The 23,710-nt window shown below is 59.3% G+C and carries 22 protein-coding genes and 3 pseudogenes; 16 read left to right on the top strand and 9 right to left on the bottom strand.

The window, feature by feature from the left end; translation table 11 throughout:
* Positions 1–92: 92 nt before the first annotated feature.
* The gene (locus tag V5279_RS35585; RefSeq protein WP_338691663.1) at positions 93–683 is read left to right on the top strand and encodes a hypothetical protein; all 591 of its coding nucleotides are present in this window, start codon (positions 93–95) and stop codon (positions 681–683) included.
* A 15-nt stretch (positions 684–698) separates the two neighbouring features.
* Here V5279_RS35585 and V5279_RS35580 read toward each other — a convergent pair whose 3' ends face one another.
* Genes V5279_RS35580 through V5279_RS35570 form a run of 3 tightly spaced genes read right to left on the bottom strand, consistent with a single transcriptional unit; the run spans position 699 to position 2,391 of the window.
* A complete protein-coding gene (locus V5279_RS35580; RefSeq protein WP_338691662.1) occupies positions 699–1,097 on the bottom strand; it encodes a DUF983 domain-containing protein in 399 nt (132 codons plus the stop codon).
* Positions 1,098–1,151: 54 nt separating this feature from the next.
* On the bottom strand, positions 1,152–2,030 hold the full coding sequence (locus V5279_RS35575) for an SMP-30/gluconolactonase/LRE family protein (protein ID WP_338691661.1): 879 nt from the start codon (positions 2,028–2,030) through the stop codon (positions 1,152–1,154).
* Positions 2,031–2,070: 40 nt separating this feature from the next.
* On the bottom strand, positions 2,071–2,391 hold the full coding sequence (locus V5279_RS35570) for a helix-turn-helix transcriptional regulator (RefSeq protein ID WP_338691660.1): 321 nt from the start codon (positions 2,389–2,391) through the stop codon (positions 2,071–2,073).
* A 268-nt stretch (positions 2,392–2,659) separates the two neighbouring features.
* Here V5279_RS35570 and V5279_RS35565 point away from each other — a divergent pair, with 268 nt between their 5' ends.
* The 10 genes and pseudogenes from V5279_RS35565 (at position 2,660) to tnpC (ending at position 11,227) form a co-directional block, all read left to right on the top strand.
* The gene (locus V5279_RS35565; RefSeq protein WP_338691659.1) at positions 2,660–3,394 is read left to right on the top strand and encodes a class I SAM-dependent methyltransferase; all 735 of its coding nucleotides are present in this window, start codon (positions 2,660–2,662) and stop codon (positions 3,392–3,394) included.
* Positions 3,394–4,557 (top strand): annotated as a pseudogene (locus V5279_RS35560) (beta-ketoacyl-ACP synthase). The gene V5279_RS35565 and the pseudogene V5279_RS35560 overlap by 1 nt, the downstream one beginning before the upstream one ends.
* Positions 4,558–4,640: 83 nt before the next feature.
* Positions 4,641–5,912, top strand: a complete 1,272-nt coding sequence (locus V5279_RS35555; protein WP_338701568.1) for a beta-ketoacyl-ACP synthase — start codon at positions 4,641–4,643, stop codon at positions 5,910–5,912.
* A 143-nt stretch (positions 5,913–6,055) separates the two neighbouring features.
* Positions 6,056–6,211: a hypothetical protein gene (locus V5279_RS35550; protein WP_338691658.1), complete on the top strand. Its 156-nt coding sequence runs from the start codon at positions 6,056–6,058 to the stop codon at positions 6,209–6,211.
* 296 nt (positions 6,212–6,507) lie between these two features.
* A complete protein-coding gene (locus tag V5279_RS35545) occupies positions 6,508–6,858 on the top strand; it encodes a zinc ribbon domain-containing protein YjdM (protein ID WP_338701566.1) in 351 nt (116 codons plus the stop codon).
* 130 nt (positions 6,859–6,988) lie between these two features.
* Positions 6,989–7,660, top strand: a pseudogene (locus V5279_RS35540) (FAD-dependent oxidoreductase); the annotation flags it as partial.
* Between the two features lie 10 nt (positions 7,661–7,670).
* Positions 7,671–7,895: pseudogene (locus tag V5279_RS35535) on the top strand (transposase domain-containing protein); the annotation flags it as partial.
* 952 nt (positions 7,896–8,847) lie between these two features.
* The gene (gene tnpA / locus V5279_RS35530) at positions 8,848–9,273 is read left to right on the top strand and encodes an IS66-like element accessory protein TnpA (RefSeq protein ID WP_224924235.1); all 426 of its coding nucleotides are present in this window, start codon (positions 8,848–8,850) and stop codon (positions 9,271–9,273) included.
* The gene (gene tnpB, locus V5279_RS35525) at positions 9,270–9,626 is read left to right on the top strand and encodes an IS66 family insertion sequence element accessory protein TnpB (protein WP_176529066.1); all 357 of its coding nucleotides are present in this window, start codon (positions 9,270–9,272) and stop codon (positions 9,624–9,626) included. The genes tnpA and tnpB overlap by 4 nt, the downstream gene beginning before the upstream one ends.
* A 122-nt stretch (positions 9,627–9,748) precedes the next feature.
* Positions 9,749–11,227: an IS66 family transposase gene (gene tnpC, locus V5279_RS35520; RefSeq protein ID WP_338701230.1), complete on the top strand. Its 1,479-nt coding sequence runs from the start codon at positions 9,749–9,751 to the stop codon at positions 11,225–11,227.
* Between the two features lie 66 nt (positions 11,228–11,293).
* Here tnpC and V5279_RS35515 read toward each other — a convergent pair whose 3' ends face one another.
* Together V5279_RS35515 and V5279_RS35510 are read right to left on the bottom strand one after the other, a co-directional pair.
* Positions 11,294–11,650, bottom strand: coding sequence for a hypothetical protein (locus tag V5279_RS35515; protein WP_338691657.1), 357 nt, complete (start codon positions 11,648–11,650; stop codon positions 11,294–11,296).
* Between the two features lie 8 nt (positions 11,651–11,658).
* The gene (locus V5279_RS35510; protein WP_338691656.1) at positions 11,659–11,835 is read right to left on the bottom strand and encodes a hypothetical protein; all 177 of its coding nucleotides are present in this window, start codon (positions 11,833–11,835) and stop codon (positions 11,659–11,661) included.
* A 244-nt stretch (positions 11,836–12,079) separates the two neighbouring features.
* Between V5279_RS35510 and V5279_RS35505 the strand changes: the two genes are divergently transcribed.
* Positions 12,080–12,637, top strand: a complete 558-nt coding sequence (locus tag V5279_RS35505; RefSeq protein ID WP_338691655.1) for a helix-turn-helix domain-containing protein — start codon at positions 12,080–12,082, stop codon at positions 12,635–12,637.
* Between the two features lie 461 nt (positions 12,638–13,098).
* Positions 13,099–13,530: an MAPEG family protein gene (locus tag V5279_RS35500; protein WP_338691654.1), complete on the top strand. Its 432-nt coding sequence runs from the start codon at positions 13,099–13,101 to the stop codon at positions 13,528–13,530.
* 1,731 nt (positions 13,531–15,261) lie between these two features.
* Here the strand turns inward: V5279_RS35500 and V5279_RS35495 are convergent.
* On the bottom strand, positions 15,262–16,584 hold the full coding sequence (locus tag V5279_RS35495; protein WP_338691653.1) for a tyrosine-type recombinase/integrase: 1,323 nt from the start codon (positions 16,582–16,584) through the stop codon (positions 15,262–15,264).
* Positions 16,585–16,873: 289 nt separating this feature from the next.
* Between V5279_RS35495 and V5279_RS35490 the strand changes: the two genes are divergently transcribed.
* A complete protein-coding gene (locus tag V5279_RS35490) occupies positions 16,874–17,314 on the top strand; it encodes a lipocalin-like domain-containing protein (protein ID WP_338691652.1) in 441 nt (146 codons plus the stop codon).
* 32 nt (positions 17,315–17,346) lie between these two features.
* Here V5279_RS35490 and V5279_RS35485 read toward each other — a convergent pair whose 3' ends face one another.
* Positions 17,347–18,642 carry an MFS transporter gene (locus tag V5279_RS35485; RefSeq protein WP_338691651.1) on the bottom strand — a complete coding sequence of 432 codons (1,296 nt, stop codon included), beginning with the start codon at positions 18,640–18,642 and terminating at the stop codon, positions 17,347–17,349.
* Between the two features lie 94 nt (positions 18,643–18,736).
* On the opposite strand from V5279_RS35485, the gene V5279_RS35480 reads away from it, so the two are divergent.
* Both V5279_RS35480 and V5279_RS35475 read left to right on the top strand, forming a co-directional pair.
* Entirely contained in the window at positions 18,737–19,330 is a 594-nt protein-coding gene (locus V5279_RS35480; protein WP_224741133.1) for a TetR/AcrR family transcriptional regulator, read from the top strand.
* Between the two features lie 430 nt (positions 19,331–19,760).
* Positions 19,761–21,152 (top strand): hypothetical protein, encoded by a 1,392-nt coding sequence (locus tag V5279_RS35475; protein ID WP_338691649.1) that lies wholly within the window; start codon positions 19,761–19,763, stop codon positions 21,150–21,152.
* A 96-nt stretch (positions 21,153–21,248) separates the two neighbouring features.
* Here V5279_RS35475 and V5279_RS35470 read toward each other — a convergent pair whose 3' ends face one another.
* Together V5279_RS35470 and V5279_RS35465 are read right to left on the bottom strand one after the other, a co-directional pair.
* Positions 21,249–23,045, bottom strand: a complete 1,797-nt coding sequence (locus tag V5279_RS35470) for an adenylate/guanylate cyclase domain-containing protein (protein ID WP_338691647.1) — start codon at positions 23,043–23,045, stop codon at positions 21,249–21,251.
* 292 nt (positions 23,046–23,337) lie between these two features.
* Positions 23,338–23,667: a hypothetical protein gene (locus tag V5279_RS35465; RefSeq protein WP_338691645.1), complete on the bottom strand. Its 330-nt coding sequence runs from the start codon at positions 23,665–23,667 to the stop codon at positions 23,338–23,340.
* Between the last annotated feature and the right edge of the window lie 43 nt (positions 23,668–23,710).

Below are 23,710 nucleotides of genomic sequence, written 5' to 3'. Positions count from 1 at the left end.
CGGTCTCCCAAAAGCTCGCGTGAGCGTTGACCCGGCAGTATCGCTCCGAAGCGCGCCGCAGCTTGAACGACTCAATTTTGAGGTCTGACCGAATGACCCAAAACAAGGACGTAGAGCAAGGACGCATCCCAAGGTCTCTTTCGCCTCTCGCTGCGGCTAACCTTCTGTTTTTCTGCCTCGAATTCATTTTGGCCATCCAAACTCGATCCGCGTCGCTCTTCGCGGACAGTATCACCTTTCTTGAAGGTGCGAGTGTGAGCGTCCTGTTGTCGTCTGGACGCAACTGGAGCATGCCGGGCCGGGAGGCATTTGCGCGATTCTCCCGCACGATCATTCTCATTCCGATCTGCTTTCTGTTTTGGATGATTATGGCGAACTATCAAGGCGCCGCGATCCCGTTCGCGACGCCGCTGGCCGCGACCGGTACGGCGTTCCTGCTGACCAACACCGCCTGTCTTGTCATGCTCAAACGCGGTATGTTCGCGCGTCTGGTGGGCTCGCTCTCTGACGTTCGCAATCATGCGATCATGAACGCCGTCGTCGTTGTAGCCGCCTTTTTGACTTGGGCGTCAGGAACGATGTGGCCGGATGTTCTTGCCGCTCTCGGAATTCTATATGTGAACGAGAGCGCAGCCGAGCATATTTGGCTCGCCTCGCAGGAGTCGCCGCCTATCGATACATGATCTGCTCAGGCTGGCTTATTCCTCGGCTCGCGGAACGAGCTTTCCCTGCGACGCCTTGTGATGATACTGCAATGCGATCAAAAGACTTTTCAGTCCTCGCAGGGGCCAAAGCGTGACTGTCAGAATCAAAGGGATCCACAGCACCGCGTGGACCCAATACGGCGGTTGATACTTGACCTCGGTGATCAAGGCGGCTCCCACGACGATCGCACCGGCGATCATGATGACGAATATTGCAGGCCCGTCGCCGGCGTCGGCAAAGCTGAAATCGAGGCCGCACACGTTGCACGTGGGCTTTAAGGTCAAGAACCCCACAAACAACTTTCCCTTGCCACAGCGCGGACATCGACACAGAAGCCCAGCTACATATGGCGATGGTGTTCTTTCCGAGAACTGCTTGTCCGAGAATTCCATATTTGACTTTCTGCACTTCGATTGGGCGGCGACTAACCAAGCCAGCCCGGAACGCTAGGGCGAACCAGTTTCCGCGAAGCGCACGGAGCTCGCGGCTCCGGGCACGTCGACCACCGTCGCCTCGACGCGGGCCGTCTGCTGACGATTGGGGAAGTCGTCAAGATTGGAGGCTACCGTCAGGCAGAAAAGCGTCCGACCGTCCTGTCCGCCCAACTGGCACGCGACTGCATGTCTGCCCGATACGTGAACGCGATGTGTGATCCGCCCGCCCTGTTGCACACGGACAAAAAGCGACTGTCGGGCTGCGGCCGCCCAGACGGCGCCTTCAGCGTCCGCACAGATGCCGAGCGGGCTCATCCCCACGAAGTTGGCGAAAATCTTTCGATGCAGCAATGCCCCGTCGCTGTCGATTTCGAATCCAAGAAGGCGATTTCCGAGCGTCTCCGCAACCAACAGGTCATGCGAACTTGTGATCGCCAGTCCGTTTGGATGCGCGATGTTGTCGGCAACCGATCGGATATTGCCGTCGGGCATTGCCAAAAGAACCCGAGCCGACGCGAAACCGTCGGGTCCGGAGGCATCCGCGTCGAAAGACGTCACGTAGGCGCTTCCATCGCGAGCGACGGCCAGGTCCCGTAGATGTCCTGACGCCAGATCGGTCAAGTCGGCATGGATCACCGGCTTCTCGCCACCGAATTTCAGGATGACCCTCTGGGTCATCGAGGCGGCCAATAAATTACCGTCGGGCAAAAAGCCCAGCCCGAACGGGCGACCTGGTACGTCGGCAACGATCGTAACCTTGCCGTCTAGATCGATGCGGAAGATCTTTCCCGCGCGCACGTCGGATACCCATAAGGCACCCAGATGCCATCTAGGCGCCTCAAGGCACGAAAATCCGCTTGCGAGTACACTTGTCTTCAGCGTTTTCATCATCTTCGATCGGGAAACCCATCTTGCGGATCGCCCGGGGGGGTCATCGCGTCCGTTCCAAAGTCCGTGACGAAGAATGCTTGGGCTGCTTCACGTTCTTCATTTTTGGCTTCGTGACGTGCTCCCTGAGACGAACGCCTCGACCGCCGGCAGAACTCGCGACACCCGGATTGATCAATTCGATCCCGGCATTCTCCAGTGCAGAAACCAATTTCATCAGGGAATCGACGTTCCCGCGGATAACTCCGTCACTTGCTTCCATGCGCTGAATGGTAGGGACCGAAAGATCAGCGAGTTCGGCCGTCTGCCGCTGGTCTAGATTAAGAAGCGCGCGGGCGGCCCTAAGTTGGTTGGCCGTGATCATGAAATGGCGGGCTCCAGTAAGATTCTCGTCAAATATAGTTACACCATCCGAATTACTGTTTCAAGCATCAGTCTAGATACAAAATATATCACCGCACAGTTCGCGTTGTTCGAAACGGATCAGGCCGCAGACTTGTACCGAATTTTGCTCGGCGAAATGCGGAAACATTATCAGCAGCATCCGAAACAGTTGGCGCTCCACAAATTACATGATAAGAGATGTTTAATGCATGTGTTCTAATACTCTAATCTTGGGATAGTTGCCTACCGTGAAATTGCTGGGGCGTTATCAAGGAAAGAACGGGCAGATCGACATCGTCGAGTGTTCATGGGATGGGACACGGGTGTATTTCGAAGAAGGCATAAGGCAAAGTCAGGCAACGCCCGACGGCGAAAGCGTCTTCACCTATGTCAAGCTCATGGACGAACTCCTATCGCGCTCCGAACAAATCCTCGTCTTGGGCTGCGGCGGAGGAAATCTTGCGACAAGGCTGTCGCGTCGCGGGAAGAGACTGACCGTCGTCGACATTAACCCGATCAGTTTTGTGCTCGCACACAAGTATTTCGATTTGCCGGACGAATTGCCGTGCATCGTCTCCGACTTTCGAAAATTCGTGTTCGATGACGGCGCCTACTATGACGGCATTGCGATCGACGTCGGCGGACCGGGATTCCGATACGCGGAAGAATTTGATGCGGAGACCTGCGACGCCATCCGTGCTCGGCTGGCACCGGGCGGTCGGATCGTGATGAATGTGACGGTATCAAACGATATCGATCCGACACCTGATCGGATCGCAGCCAGGCTCGCCGGTGAGGACCTGCGGACATGGATCGTCGATGAGCAATTCATCGAGGATCGCAATGCAGTTATCGCCTGCATCTCCGAGAAGACGTTGGGTTCACGGCCGGCGCTCGATCGCGTGATGCGCCACAGCCATGAACGATGGGCGATCCGCCGGGGAAGATTGCGAAGCCGCGATCTCGCTCTTGGATTGCGCTAATGTCGCAGCTTCCGGAAGGCCGACGCGAGACGTGGATAACCGGCATAGGGCTCGTCTCCTCCCTGGGGGACGGGTTGGAAGCGAATTGGAGCGCCCTCCGCAGCGGCCGCGTAAACGTCGACCTGGAAAAATATGCGCCATGAATCATCCACCCTTTGGCGCCACTCAATTTGGACAGCCAGATTCCGAAAAAGGGCGACCAGCGCCAAATGGAAGCGTGGCGGCGCATCGGCACGTACGCAGCCGGCCTCGCGCTGGATTCTGCGGGCATCAAGGACGACAAGGAAATCCTGACTCGGACCGACATGATCGTCGCAGCCGGCGGCGGCGAGCGCGACCTCGATGTCGACGCCGCGATCTTGACCGCTCGTGCGGACGCAAGGTCGGGGGCTCTCAACGAACGGTTGATGAACGACCTGCGCCCTACGCTGTTCCTCGCGCAGCTATCCAATCTGCTTGCCGGCAACATATCGATCGTCCACGGCGTGTCCGGATCGTCACGGACCTTTATGGGTGAGGAGGCCGCAGGTGTAGACGCCGTCCGGATTGCATGGGCGAAGATCGCCTCCGGACAGAGCGAGATTGCCCTGGTCGGCGCCGCGCACAATGGCGAGCGCAAAGAAATGCTGATGCTCTACGAATGTGGCGGCTTCAATCTCAAGAAGGACTTCGCATCGGTCTGGTCGCGTAACGGCAGTGGTTTTGCCTTGGGGTCGGGTGGCGTGTTCCTGGTGATCGAGTCGAGACCTCATGCGGAGCGCCGAGGCGCCAAGCCGTTTGCACGGCTCGTCAACGTCGTCTCGGGTCATTCGTCCCGATCAGCCCCGGGCGGAATCAAAAGCGTTCTGGAAGGTCTCTGGGCGTCCCTAGGGGTCACCGAGAATGCAACCGCAATCTACACGGCAGCGACAGGCGCGGCGGTTGCCACCGACGAAGAGGCCGCCTTCCTGTCGGCACACGGGGATGTCCCCGTCCGCGCCGTCGGCACGTCCTTCGGACACCTCAGCGAGGCGCAATTCCCGTTAGCATTGGCCCTTGCTTCGTTAAGCGCATCCCGCGGTGCGTTGGTCCCCCCAAACGATACATCTGGCCGAGAGACCGAGATCGACGTGATGCCGGCCCAGATAGTGGCCGTCGGCGTCGGTCATTGGCGCGGCGAATGAATGGCGCTCATAGAGGTCGTCTCATGACGACGCTCCTTGACTCCGGCTTGGCGTCCACAAAGCTCCGTAACGCGAAGACAACGATGCGTGACGGCCACAATCGTCCTATCGTCGTCGTTACCGGCATGGGAGTGATCACGTCGCTTGGCGAGAGCAAGACTGAGAATTGGACGAAAATCACTGCCGGAGAGTCTGGAATAGGCACGATCCGGCGCTTCTCCACCCATGGACTGAAGACGCGCATCGCTGGCACCATCGACTTCGTCGAGGTCAAGCCGTTCTCCTCGACAACGTTGGCCGAGCGTCTGGCAGATATCGTCATCGAAGAGGCTGTTGGCCAATCGGGAATTGGGCGAAAGGGCGATTTTCCAGGCCCGTTGTTTCTTGGTCTGGCACCGGTCGAAGTCGAGTGGCCACGACGTGAAGAAATCGCACGGGCTTCCGGCGAAGCGGGCTCCATAGACTACGACATCCTGCTGCGAACGAGCGGCGGCGGGCGTTTCACGCAGGTCCACGCCCGCTATCTGTTCGGCTCGGTTGCGGACCATATCAGCGAAACCTTCGGCACAAAGGGATCGCCCATCTCAGTATCGACGGCCTGTGCGTCAGGCGCAACAGCGATCCAACTTGGCGTCGAGGCAATTCGGCGCGGAGAAACCGACGCCGCGCTATGCGTCGCAACCGACGGTTCCGTCAATGCCGAGGCTATGGTGCGATTTTCCCTCCTGTCGGCGCTATCCACCCAAAACGACGACCCGCGTAGGGCATCGAAGCCCTTTTCGAAGAGCCGGCAAGGATTCGTGATGGCCGAGGGGGCCGGCGCGCTCGTGCTGGAGAGCCTGGACGCCGCGCAATCGCGCGGCGCAAATATCTTGGGCGTGATCGCTGGCTGCGGCGAATTGGCGGACACTTTCCATCGTACCCGTCCCAAGCCGGACGGGGTTCCGATCGCCGATTGCATCCGCATCGCTCTTGCCGATGCAAGCGTGACCTTCGATCAGATCGACTACATCAACGCTCACGGAACGAGTACGCCAGAAAACGATAAGATGGAATATCTCGGCGTCGCCGCTGTATTTGGCGATTATGCCCGAAAGATTCCGGTCTCATCCAACAAGTCGATGATCGGACACACTCTCTCCGCGGCGGGGATCATAGAAGCGGTGTTTACTCTTTTGACGCTTGAACACCAGCGCATTCCACCCACCATCAACTACGATATTCCGGATCCGGCCATTCCGTTCGACGTCGTGCCTAACAAGGCACGAGATGCGCGCATCGCTACCGCAATGTCGAATTCGTTCGGATTCGGCGGCCAAAATGTATCGCTCATCATACGACGTGAGCCGGGATAGACATCTGGTACATCTGGGGGCTAGGCAGACATTGAGCGTGCGATCCTATTACACATTCGGCCGTGGGGCCCGTAGAATGCTAATGGGAGTTCGAGAAACTTGGCGGCGCACTGCGCGGACCGCAAGATCGAGCGAGGTCATGCATGGCAATTCCGACAATTGAAGAGCGCGAGAAATACGTCGATTACGCCGAGCATTGCGTGAAGTTGGCGAGACAAACAAATGATCGGGAGTCTCGGGCCAATCTGCGCGAGATGGCAGCGGAATGGCTCAGATTGGTAGACAAGGCCGACCATTAGTCAAAAACAACCTTGGTTATAGATCCAGACTGTCTAACCCCCGTAAATGCTCTTTGAGGCGTCGAAGATAGTGTTCCTGTTGGCCGAGTGGGCCAGCTACATGACGTCGACGTCCATCGCGGGTGCTGTGCAACAGCAACGCTGCTGCGAGCAAGAACGCGGTAGTCAACGGCCTCAACATCTTCATCATAAATCAGTAGTGAACTATAATCATATTTTGCCCTTTGCTCGGAAGCGAATTGGGACGTGCTCCATCCTGTCTTCGAAATTCCGACAATTTACTAGTGAGGTCGATGATGGACGATGGAATGATATGCCCGAAATGTAGTTCTGTGCATGCTTATCAAGATCGCGGTCTATGGGTTTGCCCGGCGTGCGCCCATGAATGGAGCGCCGAGAATAACGGCATAGCGGCGACCTCGAGAGAGACGAGCGTGCGCGATGCGCACGGCAACGTGCTGTCGGACGGCGATAGCGTCATCGTGATCAAGGACCTGAAGGTCAAGGGGTCGTCATCGGTCGTCAAAGGAGGAACCAAAGTCAAGAACGTCCGCCTGACAGAGGCGACCGACGGACACAACATCGCCTGCAAGATAGACGGGATCGGCGCGATGAATTTGAAATCAGAGTTCGTGAAAAAGGCCTAGCCCCGTGCTTCTTGTTAGAAGCCCCTATGAGCGCTTGCGCTGCAGGGACGTCATCTGCGGCATCAGCTCGAGCGAGACCCCGGAATGGCCCCTCGAGCAGGAGGACATCACGAACCACACGTCAGCCGGCATTTGCCGCCGCCTGCTCCCCGAAGCTGAGCCCGAGATCAGTGGGGCGCTGACCGGATATTTCTTGGGCGAAGGAATCGCCGTAGTCGCCGGCGTCACCTACCGCAGGATCCGTAAGACCGGAACCGGCATTGCACTTGACGTTATCCGCGACGGCCAGGACATGACCATCGACGCCGAACGGGCGCTGATCGCCACAGGTCGGACGCCTAATGTCGAACGCCTTGGGCTGGTCGAATGTGGCATAGCGGTCTCGCCAAAGGGTGGCATCGTCGTCGACGACCGAATGCGCACAAGCCGGAATGGCGTCTATGCAGCGGGCGACGTCACCGGCCGCGATCAGTTCGTCTACATGGCGGCCTACAGCGCAAAAATCGCGGCGAAGAATGCCCTAAACGGTGATAGCCTGCGCCACGACAATAGCGCGATGCCCGGTATCTTGTTCAGCGACCCACAGGTGGCAAGCGTCGGACTGACAGAGGCTGCCGCGCGCGGCGCCGGATACGCGGTTCGCGTCTCAACGATCGGGCTTGACCAGGTGTCGCGCGCACTCGCTGCGCGCCATGGCCTGACGGTTCAACAGCTTGCCAGCACCATCTTCCCCTATCTGACCACCGTGGAGGGTCTGAAGCTTGCGGCATTGTCCTTAGGAGCACATTCTCCTTGTGCAGGGCGGCACGACGATCACGCTCAACCGGAAAAATGCGCTGTTCGCAGGCTCCGACGGTGGTGCCGAGCACTGGGCTATCATCGCCTCCCTGGTCGAAACCTGTAAGCTGAACGATGTCGATCCGCTTGCCTACTTGACCGACGCGCTCACCAGGATCGTCAACGGTCATCCGAATAACGAGATCGATCACCTGCTGCCGTGGGCCTATTGCCGTCACGACCTCAAAGCTGTGGCCTGAAAACAGCGCTTACGGTGCCTGACCGTCGCGCCGAACATGTATTCGCGAGACTTGGATCCCATTCCCCATGATCGCGCCCTATCCCTCTAGGGAAAAGCCGCTAGGGCTATCGGGCAACGTGCGGCCGCTCACAAGGACTAGGTCAATGTCGCCGGCTATGACGGTGGGGCGGAGGAAGAGGTCCATCAGGATAATATTAGCAGCAGGCTGGCGAGGGGTTGGCGATCCGCCCTACCCAAAGAATGGCCCCAGCGAGGGGGCACACGCCGAGGCCAAGAGAGGCTCATCACGAAGCATGCTTCGCTCGGAAGCTCGCATTAAAATATGATGGTCAGCCAGCTTGGCCTATTTCGGCGCTGCCAAAGTTTGGCCGAAATGGTCCGCATGCTGGCACGATCCATTCAAGGGCTATCCGTTTTGTGGTTGAGCCTTGGTGGTGTCGTCCGGCAACGTCGTCGCCAAGGCTCTCACTCAGCTTTCAGCCCTTCCTTACGGAATTCTACGGCGACGGAACCGTTAGGACACCTTCCGGAGTAGCCCGCTAGCGCAGTACCGATTGCCACTTTTTCCCGATACTGTGAATTGCGCTCCTCCGGAAAGGGGCGTCCCACGAAGCGGCCCCGGTGTGCTCCCCAAGCCCTGCCGGGGCTGTTTCGATTCAGCGCGGGTCATGGACAAACAACCACCGCGGCGGCTTCATCCCCCGAAGGTGTCGCACAGAGCGCACCAGCCCAATGGTTCACGGCACGTCCGGCTCGCACTGGTCATTGCGCCCAGGCTAGGGCAGCTGGTGCTCCAGTCCGCACCCTAGCTCTCAGCGCTGGGAGCCTCTTTCATCGTAAGCGCTGTTCAGCGGCCACCTTCCGGATGACGGGGTGATCTGCGAGTCTGCGGTTCGGTTTGGACCGTTAGGCTTAGAATGGACACAGAGCATAGTGCTATCACGGAGCCGGTGCGGCGGCTTGAAGTCTTCACCGGAGCCGGCCGTCGGCGGAAGTGGAGCAATGGGGACAAGGCGCGGATCGTTGCGGAGATCGTGGCGAGCGGCGACTCGGTCTGTTCGGTAGCCCGACGGCATGGATTGTCACCGCAGCAGTTGTTTGGCTGGCGACGTCAGTTGCGAGAAGCAGCAGGCGGTCATTCCGCAATAGAAGAAGTACAGTTTGTGCCGGCGGTGGTGGATGCCGCGGTGCCGGCGCCCGCTGTTGACCGGGAGCGCAAAGCGGTGCGCTGCAAGGCCAAAGCGGATACCCGGGCTCGCCGTTGCGATGCCGGGATTATCGAGATCGAAGTCGACGGCATCATGATCCGGGCCGGTCGTGGTGCGGATACGACGATGGTTGCGTCGATTGTCCAGGCGCTGAAGGCGAGCCGGTGATCGGTCCGTCGGGTGCGGTCCGGGTGATGGTGGCGACCAAGCCGGTGGACTTCCGTAAGGGGATGGAAGGGCTCGCGACCCTGGTGCGCGAGAGCATGCGGGCAGATCCATTCTCGGGAGCTGTCTATGTGTTCCGGGCCAAGCGGGCGGATCGGATCAAGCTGGTGTTCTGGGACGGAACGGGTCTGTGCCTGTTCGCCAAGAGGCTCGAGGATGGGATCTTCCGCTGGCCGAAGATCGAGGACGGCGTGATGCGCCTGTCGGCGGCGCAATTGTCGGCGCTGCTGGAAGGGCTCGACTGGCGGCTTGTGCATGAGGCGCGGGAGACGTCGACGCCAACGCAGGCCGGATAGCTGTTGGCAGCGCTGCGGCGAAATGAATCAGGAGCGTCGGACGCGTCGCCAGATGGCGGCGAATATGCTCTGAATTGGGTGTGAGCGACGCCCTGCCTGACGATCCCGAGACGCTGAAAGCGATGCTGCTTGCCGAACGATGCGAGAGCGAACGGCTGCGTCAGATCATCAAGGAATTGCAGCGGCATCGGTTTGGCCGGCGGGCAGAGACGCTGCCTGAAGATCAGATGCTGCTGGGCTTGGAAGACGTCGAGCAGGTTGCCGCATACAACGAGACGGCACAGGACGTGAGCGCACCTGAAGGCCGTGAGGCGCGGGCTCGCACGCGCCGCGGCAACCGTGGCGCCTTGCCGATGCACCTGCCGCGGATCGAGGTCGTCGTCGACATCGAGGGCAAGACCTGTCCCTGTTGCCAGGGCGAGTTGCACCGGATCGGCGAGGATAGAAGCGAGCGGCTGGACCTGGTCCCGGCGCAGTTCCGGATCCTCGTGACCAGGCGTCCCAAATACGCCTGCCGGGCTTGCGAGGACGGGGTCATGCAGGCGCCGGCCCCGATTAGGCTGATCGAGGGCGGATTGCCGACCGAGGCCACCGTCGCCCACGTCCTGGTCTCCAAATATGCCGATCACCTGCCGCTCTACCGGCAGGCGCAGATTTACGCCCGCCAGGGCATTGAGCTCGATCGTTCGACGCTGGCGGACTGGGTAGGACAAGCTGCCTTCCACCTGCGTCCGCTGCATGACCGTCTGCTCGGCAAGCTCAGGCAACGGCCAAAGCTGTTCGCCGACGAGACGACGATGCCGGTGCTCGATCCCGGCCGCGGGCGCACCAAGACCGGTCAGCTCTGGGCCTATGCAGCGGACGACCGGCCGTGGGGCGGTGCCGATCCGCCGGGCGTTGCCTATGTCTATGCCCCCGATCGCAAAGCCGATCGGCCGATCGCCCATCTCGCAGGCTTCGAAGGGATCCTGCAGGTCGATGGCTATGCCGGCTATGGCAAGCTCGCCGAGCGTGGCGATGTCCAACTTGCATTCTGCTGGTCGCACATGCGACGTAACTTCTACGAACTTGCCACACCCGGTCCCGCGCCCATTGCCAGCGAGGCGCTCAAGCATATCGCCGAGTTCTACGCCGTCGAAAAGGACATCCGTGGTCGCGGCGCCGAGGAGCGCCGTCTCGTTCGGCAGCAGAAAATCCGGCCGCTGGCGGAAGCCTTCGAGCGATGGCTCCGCGCAAAGCTCGCGTTGATCAGCCAAAAGGGCAAGTTGGCCGACGCCATTCGCTATGCGCTCTCACGCTGGGAGGGCCTGACGCGCTTCATCAATGACGGCCGCATCGAGCTCGACAACAACGTCGTCGAGCGCTCGATCCGTCCGATCACGCTGAACCGGAAAAATGCGCTGTTCGCAGGCTCCGACGGCGGCGCCGAGCACTGGGCCACCATCGCCTCCCTGGTCGAAACCTGTAAGCTGAACGACGTCGATCCGCTCGCTTACCTGACCGACGCCCTCACCAGGATCGTCAACGGCCATCCAAACAGCGACATCGATCAGCTGCTTCCGTGGGCCTATTGTCGTCAAGACCTCAAAGCTGTGGCCTGAGAACGACGCTTACCTTTCATCGCCGCAATGCCATTGTGGAAGTAGGCATACGTCGAAGGTCAAGGTCTACCGCTGTTCAACCCTGGTGCGCCACAGTGCATCGAAAGTATTCTCGTGCGTCGGCGCCAACTCTTCTGAATCTATCGGATCGCTAGGCTTCTCTATGAGGGCACTTGCAAGCTCTTCAGTGAGACGCGGCTGCGTCGAAACCTGCACAGGCCACTCCAATAATGATTTTGAAAGCATGGGCTTGCCTTCGTACCAGCATTTTCGTCCGTCGATGAGGCGCCAAGACCAATACTCGTGCCGATTTGGTGGCATCGCGGCACTGCATTGTTGTTTCGCCTGCGCAGTTGGCGTTCCCCCCAACGAGAATGTAGCGATGCAAGCGGCCAAAGGAATTAATGGAGATTGTTTCGTCATCTGAGCACTCAGAGACTACTTCGTTGCTGCAACCGGCTCACTGCAATTATCAAACCGGGCCGCTCAAGAACCTCCACCAACCTGTCGAGGATGCGCTCATTGTCGTGGGGGCGGGGCTGAAGGTATTCGTTCAGGATGCATTGGGCTTCGCTGACGGCCTGAAGAGCCAATTGTTGATCGGTCATCACTACTTACCCATCGAATGGCTGGAACGTCGCCACTCAAAGAAGGATAGTAGATCAAGTCGTCTTTTAGACTTATCCCATCAAATTTTGTTTCAATGTGGAGCTGTCGTTCTAGATTGGTGCTCCGGTCTGGATGCGAAATTAAGCAACGCGCCGCTAGAGGCTCGCGCTTTAGGCCACGGATACAAAACATTCAGCGGAAAGCGCGCGGGGGGAACGTTGGTAGCGCTCCCCCGATCAAGACATGGGGCGCCCCAATACGAACCGCAAAAACAACCGTGTTGCCAACGCCGAGTGCTCAGTCGCCCGCGCAATGGCAATCGTTGGAGACCGCTGGTCCATCTTGATACTGCGCGAGGCTTTTTACGGCATCAAGCGGTTCGACCAGTTCGAATACTACGTCGGCGTTGCCTCCAACATCCAGAGCAATCGGCTGAAGCGATTTGTCGATGCCGGTATCATGCGACGCGTTCCGCTGGCCGGCCATTCGACTCGTTGGGAATACCTGTTGACCGACAAGGGGCGCGACTTCTTTCCGGCTTATCTTGCTCTGAAGCGATGGGGTGACGACTGGCTCGCTGGATCCGACGGACCTCAGGTGGTGTTCCGCGACCGCGAGACAGGCAAAGATGATAAGTCGCCGAAATTGCTCAAGCCGGGTGGACGAACGCTTCGCCTGGAGGATATCGAGGTCGTTGCAGGCGCCGGCGCGGTTCCGTTCAACAGGAAACGCTTCGCGAAGGCAGACAGATCTGCTCGTTTAGCAAAACTGCAGCGCCGTGGATCGCCGCCCGAGTACTAGCCCGCGCGTAGCCCCCGAGGCGACATTGATCCAAGACAGCATTGCCTGCAATTTTTTGCCAAAGTTAGCCGCCGTCGTGGGGTATGAGCAGTAAATGCTTCTGGACATGGCGCAGTGCTCAAGGCAGGGCGGGCGATTGTGTCATGGATTCATCGCGAGATTCTTCCAGGCAACTGGAGCACGCCGGTCAGCGCGAAGTATGCACCGCAGCCAAATCCTTGCGGTGAACGATTATCGCGCTTGTAGTCATTAGATGATGTCTGTAATATATGAGAGATGTCTCCTCCTAGACACGGATGATACACCATCCAATGTATCCTGGACGACTTAGCCGCCGCGCGTAGCTCACGGCGGTGCTTATACGGCTGTTAAGTACGCTGCTCACGTGCGCAGGGATCTGGCCCGGCTTCGAGCTGCCCGAGCGAACCACGGCAATTTTCGGGCCCCTGGGGGCGCCAACCATGGCGAATAAAGGGAAACGTTCCGTAATGCCGTTGCCGATCGCCCTTGTCTTCGCTGGGACATTAGGCTTGCTCAACTTGTGGCTCGCCTATCGTTGCGTACAAGTTCGATTAAAGGGGCCCGGGGGTGTTGGCGATCTCGGGATCGCAATATTGCGGGCCCGCATGCGAGCACACGCCAACTTTGTCGAATACACGCCCTTCGTCCTGATCCTGATGGCGCTGATCGAATACGCCGGTGGCTCATCAAGGGTGTTGGAAGCAGTAGGAATTGTCTACGTGCTCGCGCGAATCGTTCACGCGCTAGGTATCGAGCGACCCAAATTTACCATGCAATTCATCGGCGCGCTGGGCACGTGGATCGTGTCGCTTGCCTTGGCTATCTGGGCATTGTGGATAGCCGCAAACGCATCCACGCTGATAGTCCATTAAGTTGCCGCGGGCCGGATTCTCCTCTGCTCTGTTCAATGTCCAACGCCTCGAGGCAACTGGGGCCGTGAGGGTGCGCCAACGAGACGCCACCGCGCTCACAACGCCAAGCTATGTTCGCCCTACCGCGAGCGACTGTTCTCAGCGCATCGTTGACTAGTCGGCGACTTCGGTCACGGCCCTGTTGACAAATTGGCGCCCGGACATCTCGCGCCGTTCGACTATCACAAAGAGACGATCGGCCAAGGGCGGTTGTGCTCGGAAGCTCGTCCAAGCGCATTGCTTGGTGCAGGAAATCTCCGCGTTTATTGTCTCCTGCACGTCCGCGTTGCCCGCTGGCTATGTCGGTGACCTCAGTTTCGCAGCCGGTTTGGTGCCCCGGCGGGTGTCATCGGGGCTTGTCATCAAATCTGGAATTTGTTGATCGAAGTTCATTCTGAACTGCCTTGTAGCCTATTGATCGAATGGAGGCGAAACCTCTCGAAATTCAATTTCGCTACGGTTTCGATTCCTTCGTGGTGATGAGCCCAATCAGGGCGTCAAAGCCACCATCCGCAAATCCGGTATCCTCCGGATTTGAACGTACCCGGGACGACTTTTTCGGCGAAGGTCCGCGCACAAATAGCGGCAACGACGTCCCGAGTTAGGCTGCCCTCCGGTAGGAATGACCGATGCCAATGAAGAACATCTTATTTCTTCTGCAATTGGCGCAGTTCTTCAATCTTGGCGCCGTGACCGGCGGCCTCGGACGCATTCGGTGCTACAGCCTCGGCTCTGCACCGAGTTTCAGGTGCCACATACGCGCCCCATCTCTGCCCAGCCGACGCATTTACTATTCGGGCCACGATAACCAGGACCGCCTCGTTCGCCGTATTCCGCAGCTGCCGATCCTGCAAAAAAGAGCGATAGGACTATGGCGACGAGAAGAGGGACAGTCATTGGTCCGGCATCGAACCTTAATGTTGTTGCATTGCGTTAGGTCACCAGCGCGATTAGGCGAGTTCGAACTCGCCATTTATGTAGCGGGGATCGTGGTCTCACCGGCAGCCTACCGTCGCGACGATGGATCTTGAAGCTGAGTGATTGCACGATCAGATTGAAAGGTACCCCCTCGAATGAGGCTCGGAGACGATGCAAATAGGCCAACCGCTATCGCGCCACTCGCAAGCCTTCATGACCTTATTGCCAAAGGAGGAGTGCTTCCACGAGTCGGTCGCGTAGACGCCGACCACCAGAACTCTCGTTTTCTGAGTTAGGGGTCCCGCCTCGGCTCCTAGGTCTGCGACCGCGCGCTCGCATTCTTTGCGGCAACCAAAATTGAAGGTCCCCGTGAAGCAGTACCGTTGACCCTGGAACGTTAGTGCTGGCTCCAGGTGGTCCAAAGGTAGCTTTCGAAGCCGTAGTTAGATCGCGCACAAAAGGTGGCATCTGGCGGACTTTCGAAGCGCCCACCGTGCCGGTTACGCTGCGCGTCGATAAGAAAACAGGGCCTCCGAAATAATGGGTCTAGCGATGTAGCGGTCTCCTGACTCGAACCCCCGACGGACTTGCAAGTGCCGACGGATCGTTATGTCCACGATCGGCTTCGTTGGTAGCCGATTTGACAAGCAACTCTCGCGTCTGGGATCAGACGCCAACCACCGATTGACCACCGAAACCCCGTGAACAAAGGGCGACAAAGGTGGTCAATCAGGATCGAGCTTCATTGTTTTTGTTGATTTTTTCGACTGATGCTTACGTTCGGGACGCAGGGGTCTTAGGTTGCGTGGCCGCTCGACTTCGAAACTGCGCAACCTGTCCGAACGCGCTCAAGCCAAGCACGGGGAAGTTTTCTCGGATCGTCTGCGCGACATAACTTGGCGCGAGGTGAGCATAATGTTTTTCGGTCATTCGTGTATCGGCATGGCCTAGTTGTTTGGCGATCACGGCCATCGGAACGCCGGCCATGGCAAGGTAGGACGCGTGTGTATGTCGTAGAATGTGAAAGTTAACTGCAGGGGCTATTCCAGCAAGATCACTGGCCTCATCGAGTGGCCGCTGTTGATGAGAGGTGCCCCACGGCTTGCCGTCACGCCTCAAGAAAATTCGCTTGCCGGCTTCGAGGTTGGCCGTCCATTGACGAAAGGCCTGCTTTCCTTCCTCCGTGAGGAAGACGTGACGGTTCTTGCCCTTGCTCAACCTGACCGACAAGGTGCCGCTGTCATTGTTGTAATCTTCATACTTGAGGCGGCCGAGCTCCGCGTAGCGGCAGCCGGTATATAGTGCCGCTTCGATCAACTTCCGAAAATCTTGCGGACAGACATCCACCAAACGACGCGCCTCACGCAAATTGAGATATCGCACGATCGGCCCGTCAACATTCTTAAACGGCTTGACCTTGCGCCAGGCGCTGTCCGATGCGACGCGATCGGCATAAAACGCTCGGTTGAGTGCCGCCTTCAGCATGGTGAGAATTCGATTTGCGGTCGCCTTGCGGCCACGGCGCGCATCGTCATCATCAGCAGTTTCATGCGTAGCCTGTTCAGCCGCGCCGCGTTTGGTCCGCACCCGCTTAGGCGCGGTTGCGATCTTGTTGCGCCACCGAACCAGCTTCTCGGTCGTCACCTCGTCGATCTTGAGTGACCCAAGTTCGGGCAGGATCCAAGCGTCGAACACGTACTTCGCGCCCTTGACTGCAGCAGGCTTCTTTTCAGCGGCGGTTCCCGACAAGTAGTCTTCGACTGCATCTTTGATCGTATACGGTCCGTTCCGAACAATGCCTGCAACGACAAGACGTTGTCGTTCTGCCCAGGTTCGGGATTGGTCCTGGGCCTGCCAGAAGTCGAAGACAGTTGCGCCGTTGGCATCGACGGTGTCATCGGCTGCACCAATTGCCTTCGTCACATAGCCTTTGGCGCCACAATAGAAGCTGGCGACCCACGACCCGGAGTTCGCACCGCGGTAGTAGCCTAGACGCAGGCCCTTCGCGATTTTGGCGAAGTAGGGCGTCCGGCGTACTTTCAGTCTCGCGCGAGCGGTGCGCGTTTCAAGCGACGAGTGCCGCGCCGAGCGTGCCAACTGCCGTTCCCCATTTCTTCAAGTTTTCTTCAACAGGCGGTCGAAGATGGTCACGAACAGTACCAAACGAGTACGAACTAAGCAATTGAAATCAAATGTGTTATTCTCGTTCGCTGACGTTCGCCAACGTGCGCGATGCAATTCTCTCAAGGCTGAAACAGGGGTTCGATTCCCCTAGGGAGCGCCAGCAAAATCAAGGATTTTCGAATGCCGAGGCGCGTTCGTCGAATAGACGACGAATAAGCGTCTGCGCACGAAGCCGGACGCTCAGCGCCACCAGGGGGCCTTGATGGACGCCATGACCGACGACGTGCCGTTGCAATTCATCGGCGTTTGGAAGCTGGTCAGCTTCGAGCGGCGGCAGGTCGGCGTCGAGACCGTGGTGAAGACCTACGGGGAGCACCCCAAGGGCTATCGCATCCACACCACAGGTCACCGGATGATCTACATGTTCTTCGCCGAGGATCGCAAAGCCAGCGTCGGCGCCGTGACCGATGCCGACCGTATCGCATGGTCGAAAACCATGGCCAGTGCCGCCGGTCCCTTCGAGTCGATCGGCGGCAACAAGGTGGTATTCTATCCCGAAGTGTCCGCGGTGCAGTACCTGCAGCCGATCACCTTTGGTTTCGAGATCGAGGGCAATGACCTGACGATGACGTCGGATCCGATGAAGGATCCGACCGGCGGTCCGGATATTTATTTCCGTTCGACTTACGTGCGCGCCGAATAGCGGCTGTACGTCGCACCACTGTGTGCCCCTTCTCACGCCGCGGCGAGCACGGCTTGCGCCGGGCGCCGGACGATCATCAGTGACAGGACGGCCGCGATGATGCCGGTGACGCCGGCGATCATGAAGGCCTGCAGGTAATCGCCCTGGGCGGAGCGCATGAAGCCGGCGAAGAACGCGGCGCAGGCGGCGCCGAGCTGATGGCCGGCGACCACCCAGCCGAACACCAGCGGCGCGTTCTTGTCACCGAATGCTTCGTTGGCGATGCGCACGGTCGGCGGCACGGTCGCGATCCAGTCAAGACCATAGAACACCGCGAACACCGACAGGCTGACCAGCGAGAAATCCGAGTAGGGCAGGTAGATCAGCGACAGGCCCCGCAGCCCATAATACAGGAACAGCAGCTTGCGCGGATCGAAACGGTCGGTGAGCCAGCCTGAGAAGGTGGTGCCGAACAGGTCGAAGAACCCCATCAACGCGAGCAGGCTCGCCGCATGCACCTCGACGATGCCATGGTCGCTGCAGAACGCGATCAGATGGGTGCCGACGAGACCGTTGGTGGTGAAACCGCAAATGAAGAAGGTGGCGAACAGGAACCAGAACGCCCGCGTCTTCGCTGCGCGCGCGAGGTTCAAGAACGCGGCGGTGAACGGATTGCCCTGCGCCGCCGGCGCGGCATGATCGTCGTGCTGGCTACCGAATGAGCGCAGGCCGACCGACGCCGGCCGCTCGGGCACGAGAAAATAGACCAGCGGAATGAGTGCCGCGCAGCACGCAGCGACTGTCAGCACCACCGGCTTCCAGCCGCCCCATTCCACCAACGCCGCGAGGCCCGGCATGAATATCAGCGTGCCGGTCGCGGTGCTCGCCGTCAGCAGTCCCATGACGAGGCCTCGATTGGTGGTGAACCAGCGATTGACGATGGTGGCGCCGAGCACGTTGGCGACCGCGCCCGAGCCGATGCCGGAGAGCAATCCCCATGTCAGGAACAATTGCCACGGCGCGGTCATGAAATAGCTGGCGCCGGTCGACGCCGACATCAGCGCGAGCGCGCCCAGCACCGTGCGGCGGATGCCGAAGCGCTGCATCACGGCCGCGGCGAACGGGCCCGCCAGGCCATAGAGGAAGATGCCGATCGCGGCGGACGATGAGATCACGCCGACGTTCCAGCCGAACGCCTGTTGCAGCGGCAGCATCAGCACGCCCGGCGTCGCGCGCAGGCCCGCCGAAGAGAGCAGCGCAAGGAAGATCACGGCGACGACGACGAATACGTAATTCTGGCCGAACGGGCGTCTCGGGACGGGGGTGGGTTGAATGGAGGCATTGGGCATGTTACTTACCGGTACGTATTGCGATGCGGTGTGTATACGTACCGGTAAGTAACATTGTCAAGCCTGCCGTGCGGGAGAATCCGGAAAAGCCGTCATGAAGAAAACCGTCGAACCATCCGCGGAACGCCCGGTCCGGGCCGCCGACCGGATCCGCGCCTCCGCGAGCGAGCTGTTCTATCGCGAGGGCATCCGCGCCGTCGGCGTCGATGAGGTGGTCGAGCAAGCCGGCGTCACCAAGCCGAGCCTCTATCGCAGCTTCGCGTCAAAGGACGATCTCGCCGCCGCCTATATGCGCGACTATGACCTGCGTTTCTGGGAGGAATTCGAGAAGCCCGGCGGAAAATCCTACGGCGATGCGCGCGAGCACGTGCTCGCCTATATCCGTGAGCTGTCCACGCGCGCCGTGCGCAAGGGTTATCGCGGCTGCGGCCTCAGCAACGCGACCGTGGAATACCCGTCGCGGGACAATCCCGCGCGGCAGGTCGCCGAAGCGCACAAGAAGGTCTTTCGCAAGCGCCTGCGCGAGCTCGCCGCCGCCATGGGCGCGCGTCACCCGGCCGTGCTCGGCGACGCCCTGCTGTTGCTCATCGAAGGCATCTACGTCACCGGCCAGCAGTCCGAAGAGGGGCCGGCGCAGTCGGCGTTCACGGTGGCCAAGCTGCTGATCGATGCGAGCGTGAAGGTGTGAGGCGGATGAAGGTCCGATGACCAACGGCAAAGCCGATGGTCAGGCCCGCTTGAATTTTATGTCGCAGTTTTCAATGATATGAGAGTTCGCGGTTTTATTCTGAGTGGCGCGCCATCCAGAGGTTGTTTTCGATATTTTGGCAGCGCGCCCCTTTGAAGGATAGGCTTGAGTTCGTAGGCGGCGTGTTGCTTCGTGCCGTAACGCCAACGTTTCTCGAACGCCATCATTTCAGCGTCGGTCCACGCGCGAAACTCCTCGGTCTCGCCGCGTCTACCTGATCTTCGGCGCGCGCGCGTGTGGCCCTCAGTGTGCGTCGAGATCACAGACAGAACGAGAGCCTCCGGGCCGTTCAACATGTCGCGACCGTTCGAACCAACGCAACGCCCGCTACGTCCAAAGGACGTTGCCGGGCGGTTGTTGGAGACCAGAGATGACAGAGCAGCAATTCGAGACCGATGTGATGGCGCTGCTGCGCGCGCCGCTTTCGGGGCCGGACGGGGTGCGGCGTCTGAATTCGCTGAAAACGGCCTTTCAGGCGGTCGACGATCCGGCACTGGCCTTGAAGCTGTACGAACGTCTCTCCACGCCGGATGCGAGCGATGCGCTTGCCACCGCTTTCAACACTCGTGTGTCGCCGAGCGCGCGGAACGATCTGCTCGCAATCCTGACGGCGGTGAAGGGGGCGGCGCCGAAGCCGGAGCCACGGAGCCAGCAATATCGACTGGTCGATGAAGACGCCAAGACCGTTCGCACGATAGCCCATTCCGACCCGGAATATCAGGAGCGCTTCGTCAACCATAACATCTCGAACGTCACCAGCGATCCGAATCCGAATACCTTCGAATTCCATACGATGGTCGTTTACTACGACGACGGACGAAAGCTCGAGCTTTCGCTCGACGACGTCCCGGTCCGGACCAGCATTCCCGGAATGCGGCTGGTGCGGCTGAAGCCTTATGAGCCGCCGATCATCGATCATTACGTGCGGCGAAACGGCACCATCATCCCCATGAACGCCCGCGACGAGATGATGCTGAACGGATCGACCACCCCGGACCTGGTCGATTTCCGAACCACGATCGAATTCAACATCCGGCGCCGCCACGAGCTTCTCGAACTGGCGATGCTGACCAATACGTTCGCGGGCTACGTCGGCATGAATGTTTCCTTCCTGCACTTCAGCATGGCGACGGGCTCGGAGCCGGGCGGCCTGTTCGTGCAGGCGATGAAGCCCGGCCCACCGAAGAAGCCGGTTGGCGCACCGCCGAGCGTCACCCCTCGCTTGCCGAAGCAATACAAGCAGGTCGGCGCGCGCGAGCTGCTGATATGGGAAAAGGAGGGAGGGCACCTTTTGGGACGACACAACGAGCACCTGACCGAGACGAAACTCCTGGAGAGGGTCGTCGGCGAGAAGAAGCTCGCGGTGCCACCATCGGAAACCAACGGTCAGCCGACAAATTTCAGTGTCTGGCGGGGTCAAGGCAAGACCAAGGCAGCTTCGAGGTGGCGCGATCAGGACACGATGATGAAGGCGATCGGACAGATCATCCACGACAATATCGATGAGATCCGGACAACGACGGCCGGCGGCAAGGAGTGGGTCCGAGAAAACAAGGCCGTCGGTTACGAAACCGGCGGCGGATGGCTCAAGAAGGTCTACAAGAACCCGAACGATCAGGTGCTCGACAAGGGCGTGTTTTGGGACGAGCACTTGAAGGGCGTGACCATCGTCATCAGGCCGAGGCAAAACCATGTTCCGACGGCCGAGGATCCAGAACCCTGGTTCGTCTACACGGCATTTCCGGACCGCGTGCAGCATTAGGGCGCGTACTCATAAATCCAGGATGTCCGCTTTGGAGAGGCAAAGCGGACAGGCGGCCCGACCGCAAGGATGTCGCCTTGTGACCCGTCTGCGACATCACCCCTCAGGCACCCCGGCTAGGCGCATGCCCTGACAGACCCGCTCCAGCCCAGCAAGGTAAGTCAGATTGTCGCTTGATTTCGCGGTGCTGAAGCGGCGGATAGTAAAGCCGGGATCGAGCGCAAGCCCCTCTTTTGCAGCAGCTCGCGCCTCATCCAGCGCACCGAGCAAGCCCAAGGCAGCGGCCAACTGAAAATGAGTGAGAGGAAAATTTCGGTTGGCCTCAATGCTTCGTCGTAGCCAATTGACGGCCTCGGCATTCGCACCTAGTTGTATCTTGGCCCTGCCTAGGCAATGCATCCACCAGTTAGCAAAGGTGTCCCGGGGGGAGAGACGAAGAGCCTCAAGTATGTGACCTTCGGTCTCTGCGGCCCGACCGATTAAAAATTTGGCCAAACCACGCGCGGCATGAGCGTCGGCAAGATTAGGATTGAGCACTAATGCTTGTTCGCATTCAGCAATCCCTCGGGCATGGCGGTTGGTGAACATGTAGACGCAACCCAAGATAAAATGAGCGGAGGCGTCATCTGGGGTCAATGAAAGCGCCTTGATCGCATTTGTTTCGGCGGCCGAAAAGCGTCCGATGCGGTCGTCGGTTAGTACGGCAATTCCTACTATCATATCGAGGGTTGCCATGCCGACCAGCGCTCCCACACTTCGGGGATCAATGGTTAGGGCACGTTCGAAAAAACCACGCGCCTGCCTCAAGTGCTCGGGGGTCGCGCCCTTATTTAACCACGCGGTACCTTGGAAGTTCAGGTCCGTTGCATCGGGATCTAGCGAGCGACCCGCTCGTCGTGCCTCAACCTCAATGAGTTGGGTATTCAGTGCGTTAGCGAGCCGCGCGACGATTTCGTCTTGCATATCGAACAGATTGGCGACGGGTTTGTCGAAGCGGTCCGCCCAAAGGTGACTGGCGGTTTCAGCTTCAATAAGCTGAACGTTCACCCGAAGCCGGTTACCGTTCCGCTGTACAGACCCTTCGAGCACGTAGCGGATGTTCAGCTCTCGGCCGATCTGCTTGAGATCGACCGCCTTACCTTTGTAAGTGAATGCGGTGTGTCGGCCGATGACGAATGAACCTGCGACACGCGACAAATCAGTTGTCAAACTTTCGGTCACGCCATCCACGAAATAGTCCTGCTCGGGATCGCCGCTGAGGTTAGCGAACGGCAACACCACGATCGAAAGACGAGGCGCTGAAAGTGCGCTGGGCCTCGCGCGCTCGGCCGATGCTGCCGGCGTGGATGATCGTTCCAGGACCACAGCAGCATAGGCGCGCACGGGACGTTCGATATTCTTGAGGGCTTGCTCGCCCAGATCGGTGAATTCGATGCCGACTTTGCCTCGGATATGGTCGTAAGCAGAAGACGAAATGCAGATACCGCCGGGCTCTGCGATGCTCTCAAGCCGTGCCGCAATATTTACGCCGTCGCCAAAAACGTCATGCGGCTCGACAATCACGTCGCCGACATTGATGCCGACACGGAAACCAATACGCGTGTCTTCCGCATCGGCGATTGTAAGTTCTTTGACCCGGGTCTGGAATTGTAGAGCAGCTCGAACCGCTTGCACTGCGCTCGGAAACTCCGCCAAGAACCCGTCGCCGGTGTTCTTGACGATGCGGCCGCCGTGTTCAGTGATTGACGGATTGACGGCCTCCGTTAGAAGAGAGGTCAATCTGGCGTGCGTGGCCTCTTCGTCGCTATGCATGAGCCGCGAGTAGCCAGCCACGTCGGCGGCCATTATCGCCGACAATCTGCGCTCGACCCGGACTGGCCTCTCTTGCACCATGGCACACAATCCAACCAAGAGGCACCTTAAGGCGGATCAGAGGGGAACGCCAAGTAAAGGATGGTCCACCTACGTGATGTCTGTTCTTGGCCCTTAGCGGACATTCACTTCCGCATCGTCCGACGCCTGCTTTCGAGGGTGATCCGGACCTCGCTATCACCGCACGCGGGTACCGGATTTATGAGTACACGCCCTAGCATTCGGGGGGTGAGCATCCCCCGTTACTTCCTGGGAAGCGCCATTTCCGCTTCGCGTGCGATGCCGCCGGTCAATCGTCGCAATTGCTGGCGCCTCACATGGCGTTCCGGATCCTTGCCACAATGTCGGGCCGGTTGCCCTCGAGCCAGGCCACGGCGTCGGGTCCATCGACGACGCATGCGAAGGTTTCCCAGCTTGGGTCCTCCAGGGATTCAGGTTGCAGTCGCTTCGCCGCATACTCAACGAGGTCGTGCAAGCCTTCATAGCCCCGTCGGCGCTCGAGGGAATCTGCAATCGCCGTGCTGGCCCATCCTCGCTGGGCCAAATCGATAATGCTCGGAGCGTCAGCCTCGCTGAACCAGGGCGTGGCATCGAACTCGATACAGCGGACATTATCGGCGGTATGGCAAGTGGCGTGGATCATTGGAGTCCTCCGTTCGCCGGCTAGCAACCTGCGCTAGCATGTT

Source organism: Bradyrhizobium sp. 26S5 (genome assembly GCF_036923295.1).
Classification (GTDB): domain Bacteria; phylum Pseudomonadota; class Alphaproteobacteria; order Rhizobiales; family Xanthobacteraceae; genus Bradyrhizobium; species Bradyrhizobium septentrionale.
Note: the sequence above shows the minus strand (reverse complement) of the source record. Positions and strands in the feature narration are given on the sequence as shown.

Bases quoted from the DNA above. Each gene is read 5' to 3' on its own strand.
- V5279_RS35555 (WP_338701568.1), top strand. From the start codon at position 4,641: ATGCGTGACGGCCACAATCGTCCTATCGTCGTCGTTACCGGCATGGGA.
- V5279_RS35550 (WP_338691658.1), top strand. From the start codon at position 6,056: ATGGCAATTCCGACAATTGAAGAGCGCGAGAAATACGTCGATTACGCC.
- tnpC (WP_338701230.1), top strand. From the start codon at position 9,749: ATGCTGCTTGCCGAACGATGCGAGAGCGAACGGCTGCGTCAGATCATC.
- V5279_RS35500 (WP_338691654.1), top strand. From the start codon at position 13,099: ATGGCGAATAAAGGGAAACGTTCCGTAATGCCGTTGCCGATCGCCCTT.
- V5279_RS35470 (WP_338691647.1), bottom strand. From the start codon at position 23,045: ATGGTGCAAGAGAGGCCAGTCCGGGTCGAGCGCAGATTGTCGGCGATA.
- V5279_RS35580 (WP_338691662.1), bottom strand. From the start codon at position 1,097: ATGGAATTCTCGGACAAGCAGTTCTCGGAAAGAACACCATCGCCATAT.
- V5279_RS35485 (WP_338691651.1), bottom strand. From the start codon at position 18,642: ATGCCCAATGCCTCCATTCAACCCACCCCCGTCCCGAGACGCCCGTTC.
- V5279_RS35515 (WP_338691657.1), bottom strand. From the start codon at position 11,650: ATGACGAAACAATCTCCATTAATTCCTTTGGCCGCTTGCATCGCTACA.
- V5279_RS35505 (WP_338691655.1), top strand. From the start codon at position 12,080: ATGGGGCGCCCCAATACGAACCGCAAAAACAACCGTGTTGCCAACGCC.
- V5279_RS35575 (WP_338691661.1), bottom strand. From the start codon at position 2,030: ATGATGAAAACGCTGAAGACAAGTGTACTCGCAAGCGGATTTTCGTGC.
- V5279_RS35465 (WP_338691645.1), bottom strand. From the start codon at position 23,667: ATGATCCACGCCACTTGCCATACCGCCGATAATGTCCGCTGTATCGAG.
- V5279_RS35570 (WP_338691660.1), bottom strand. From the start codon at position 2,391: ATGATCACGGCCAACCAACTTAGGGCCGCCCGCGCGCTTCTTAATCTA.
- V5279_RS35545 (WP_338701566.1), top strand. From the start codon at position 6,508: ATGGACGATGGAATGATATGCCCGAAATGTAGTTCTGTGCATGCTTAT.
- V5279_RS35480 (WP_224741133.1), top strand. From the start codon at position 18,737: ATGAAGAAAACCGTCGAACCATCCGCGGAACGCCCGGTCCGGGCCGCC.
- V5279_RS35475 (WP_338691649.1), top strand. From the start codon at position 19,761: ATGACAGAGCAGCAATTCGAGACCGATGTGATGGCGCTGCTGCGCGCG.
- V5279_RS35585 (WP_338691663.1), top strand. From the start codon at position 93: ATGACCCAAAACAAGGACGTAGAGCAAGGACGCATCCCAAGGTCTCTT.
- V5279_RS35510 (WP_338691656.1), bottom strand. From the start codon at position 11,835: ATGACCGATCAACAATTGGCTCTTCAGGCCGTCAGCGAAGCCCAATGC.
- V5279_RS35490 (WP_338691652.1), top strand. From the start codon at position 16,874: ATGGACGCCATGACCGACGACGTGCCGTTGCAATTCATCGGCGTTTGG.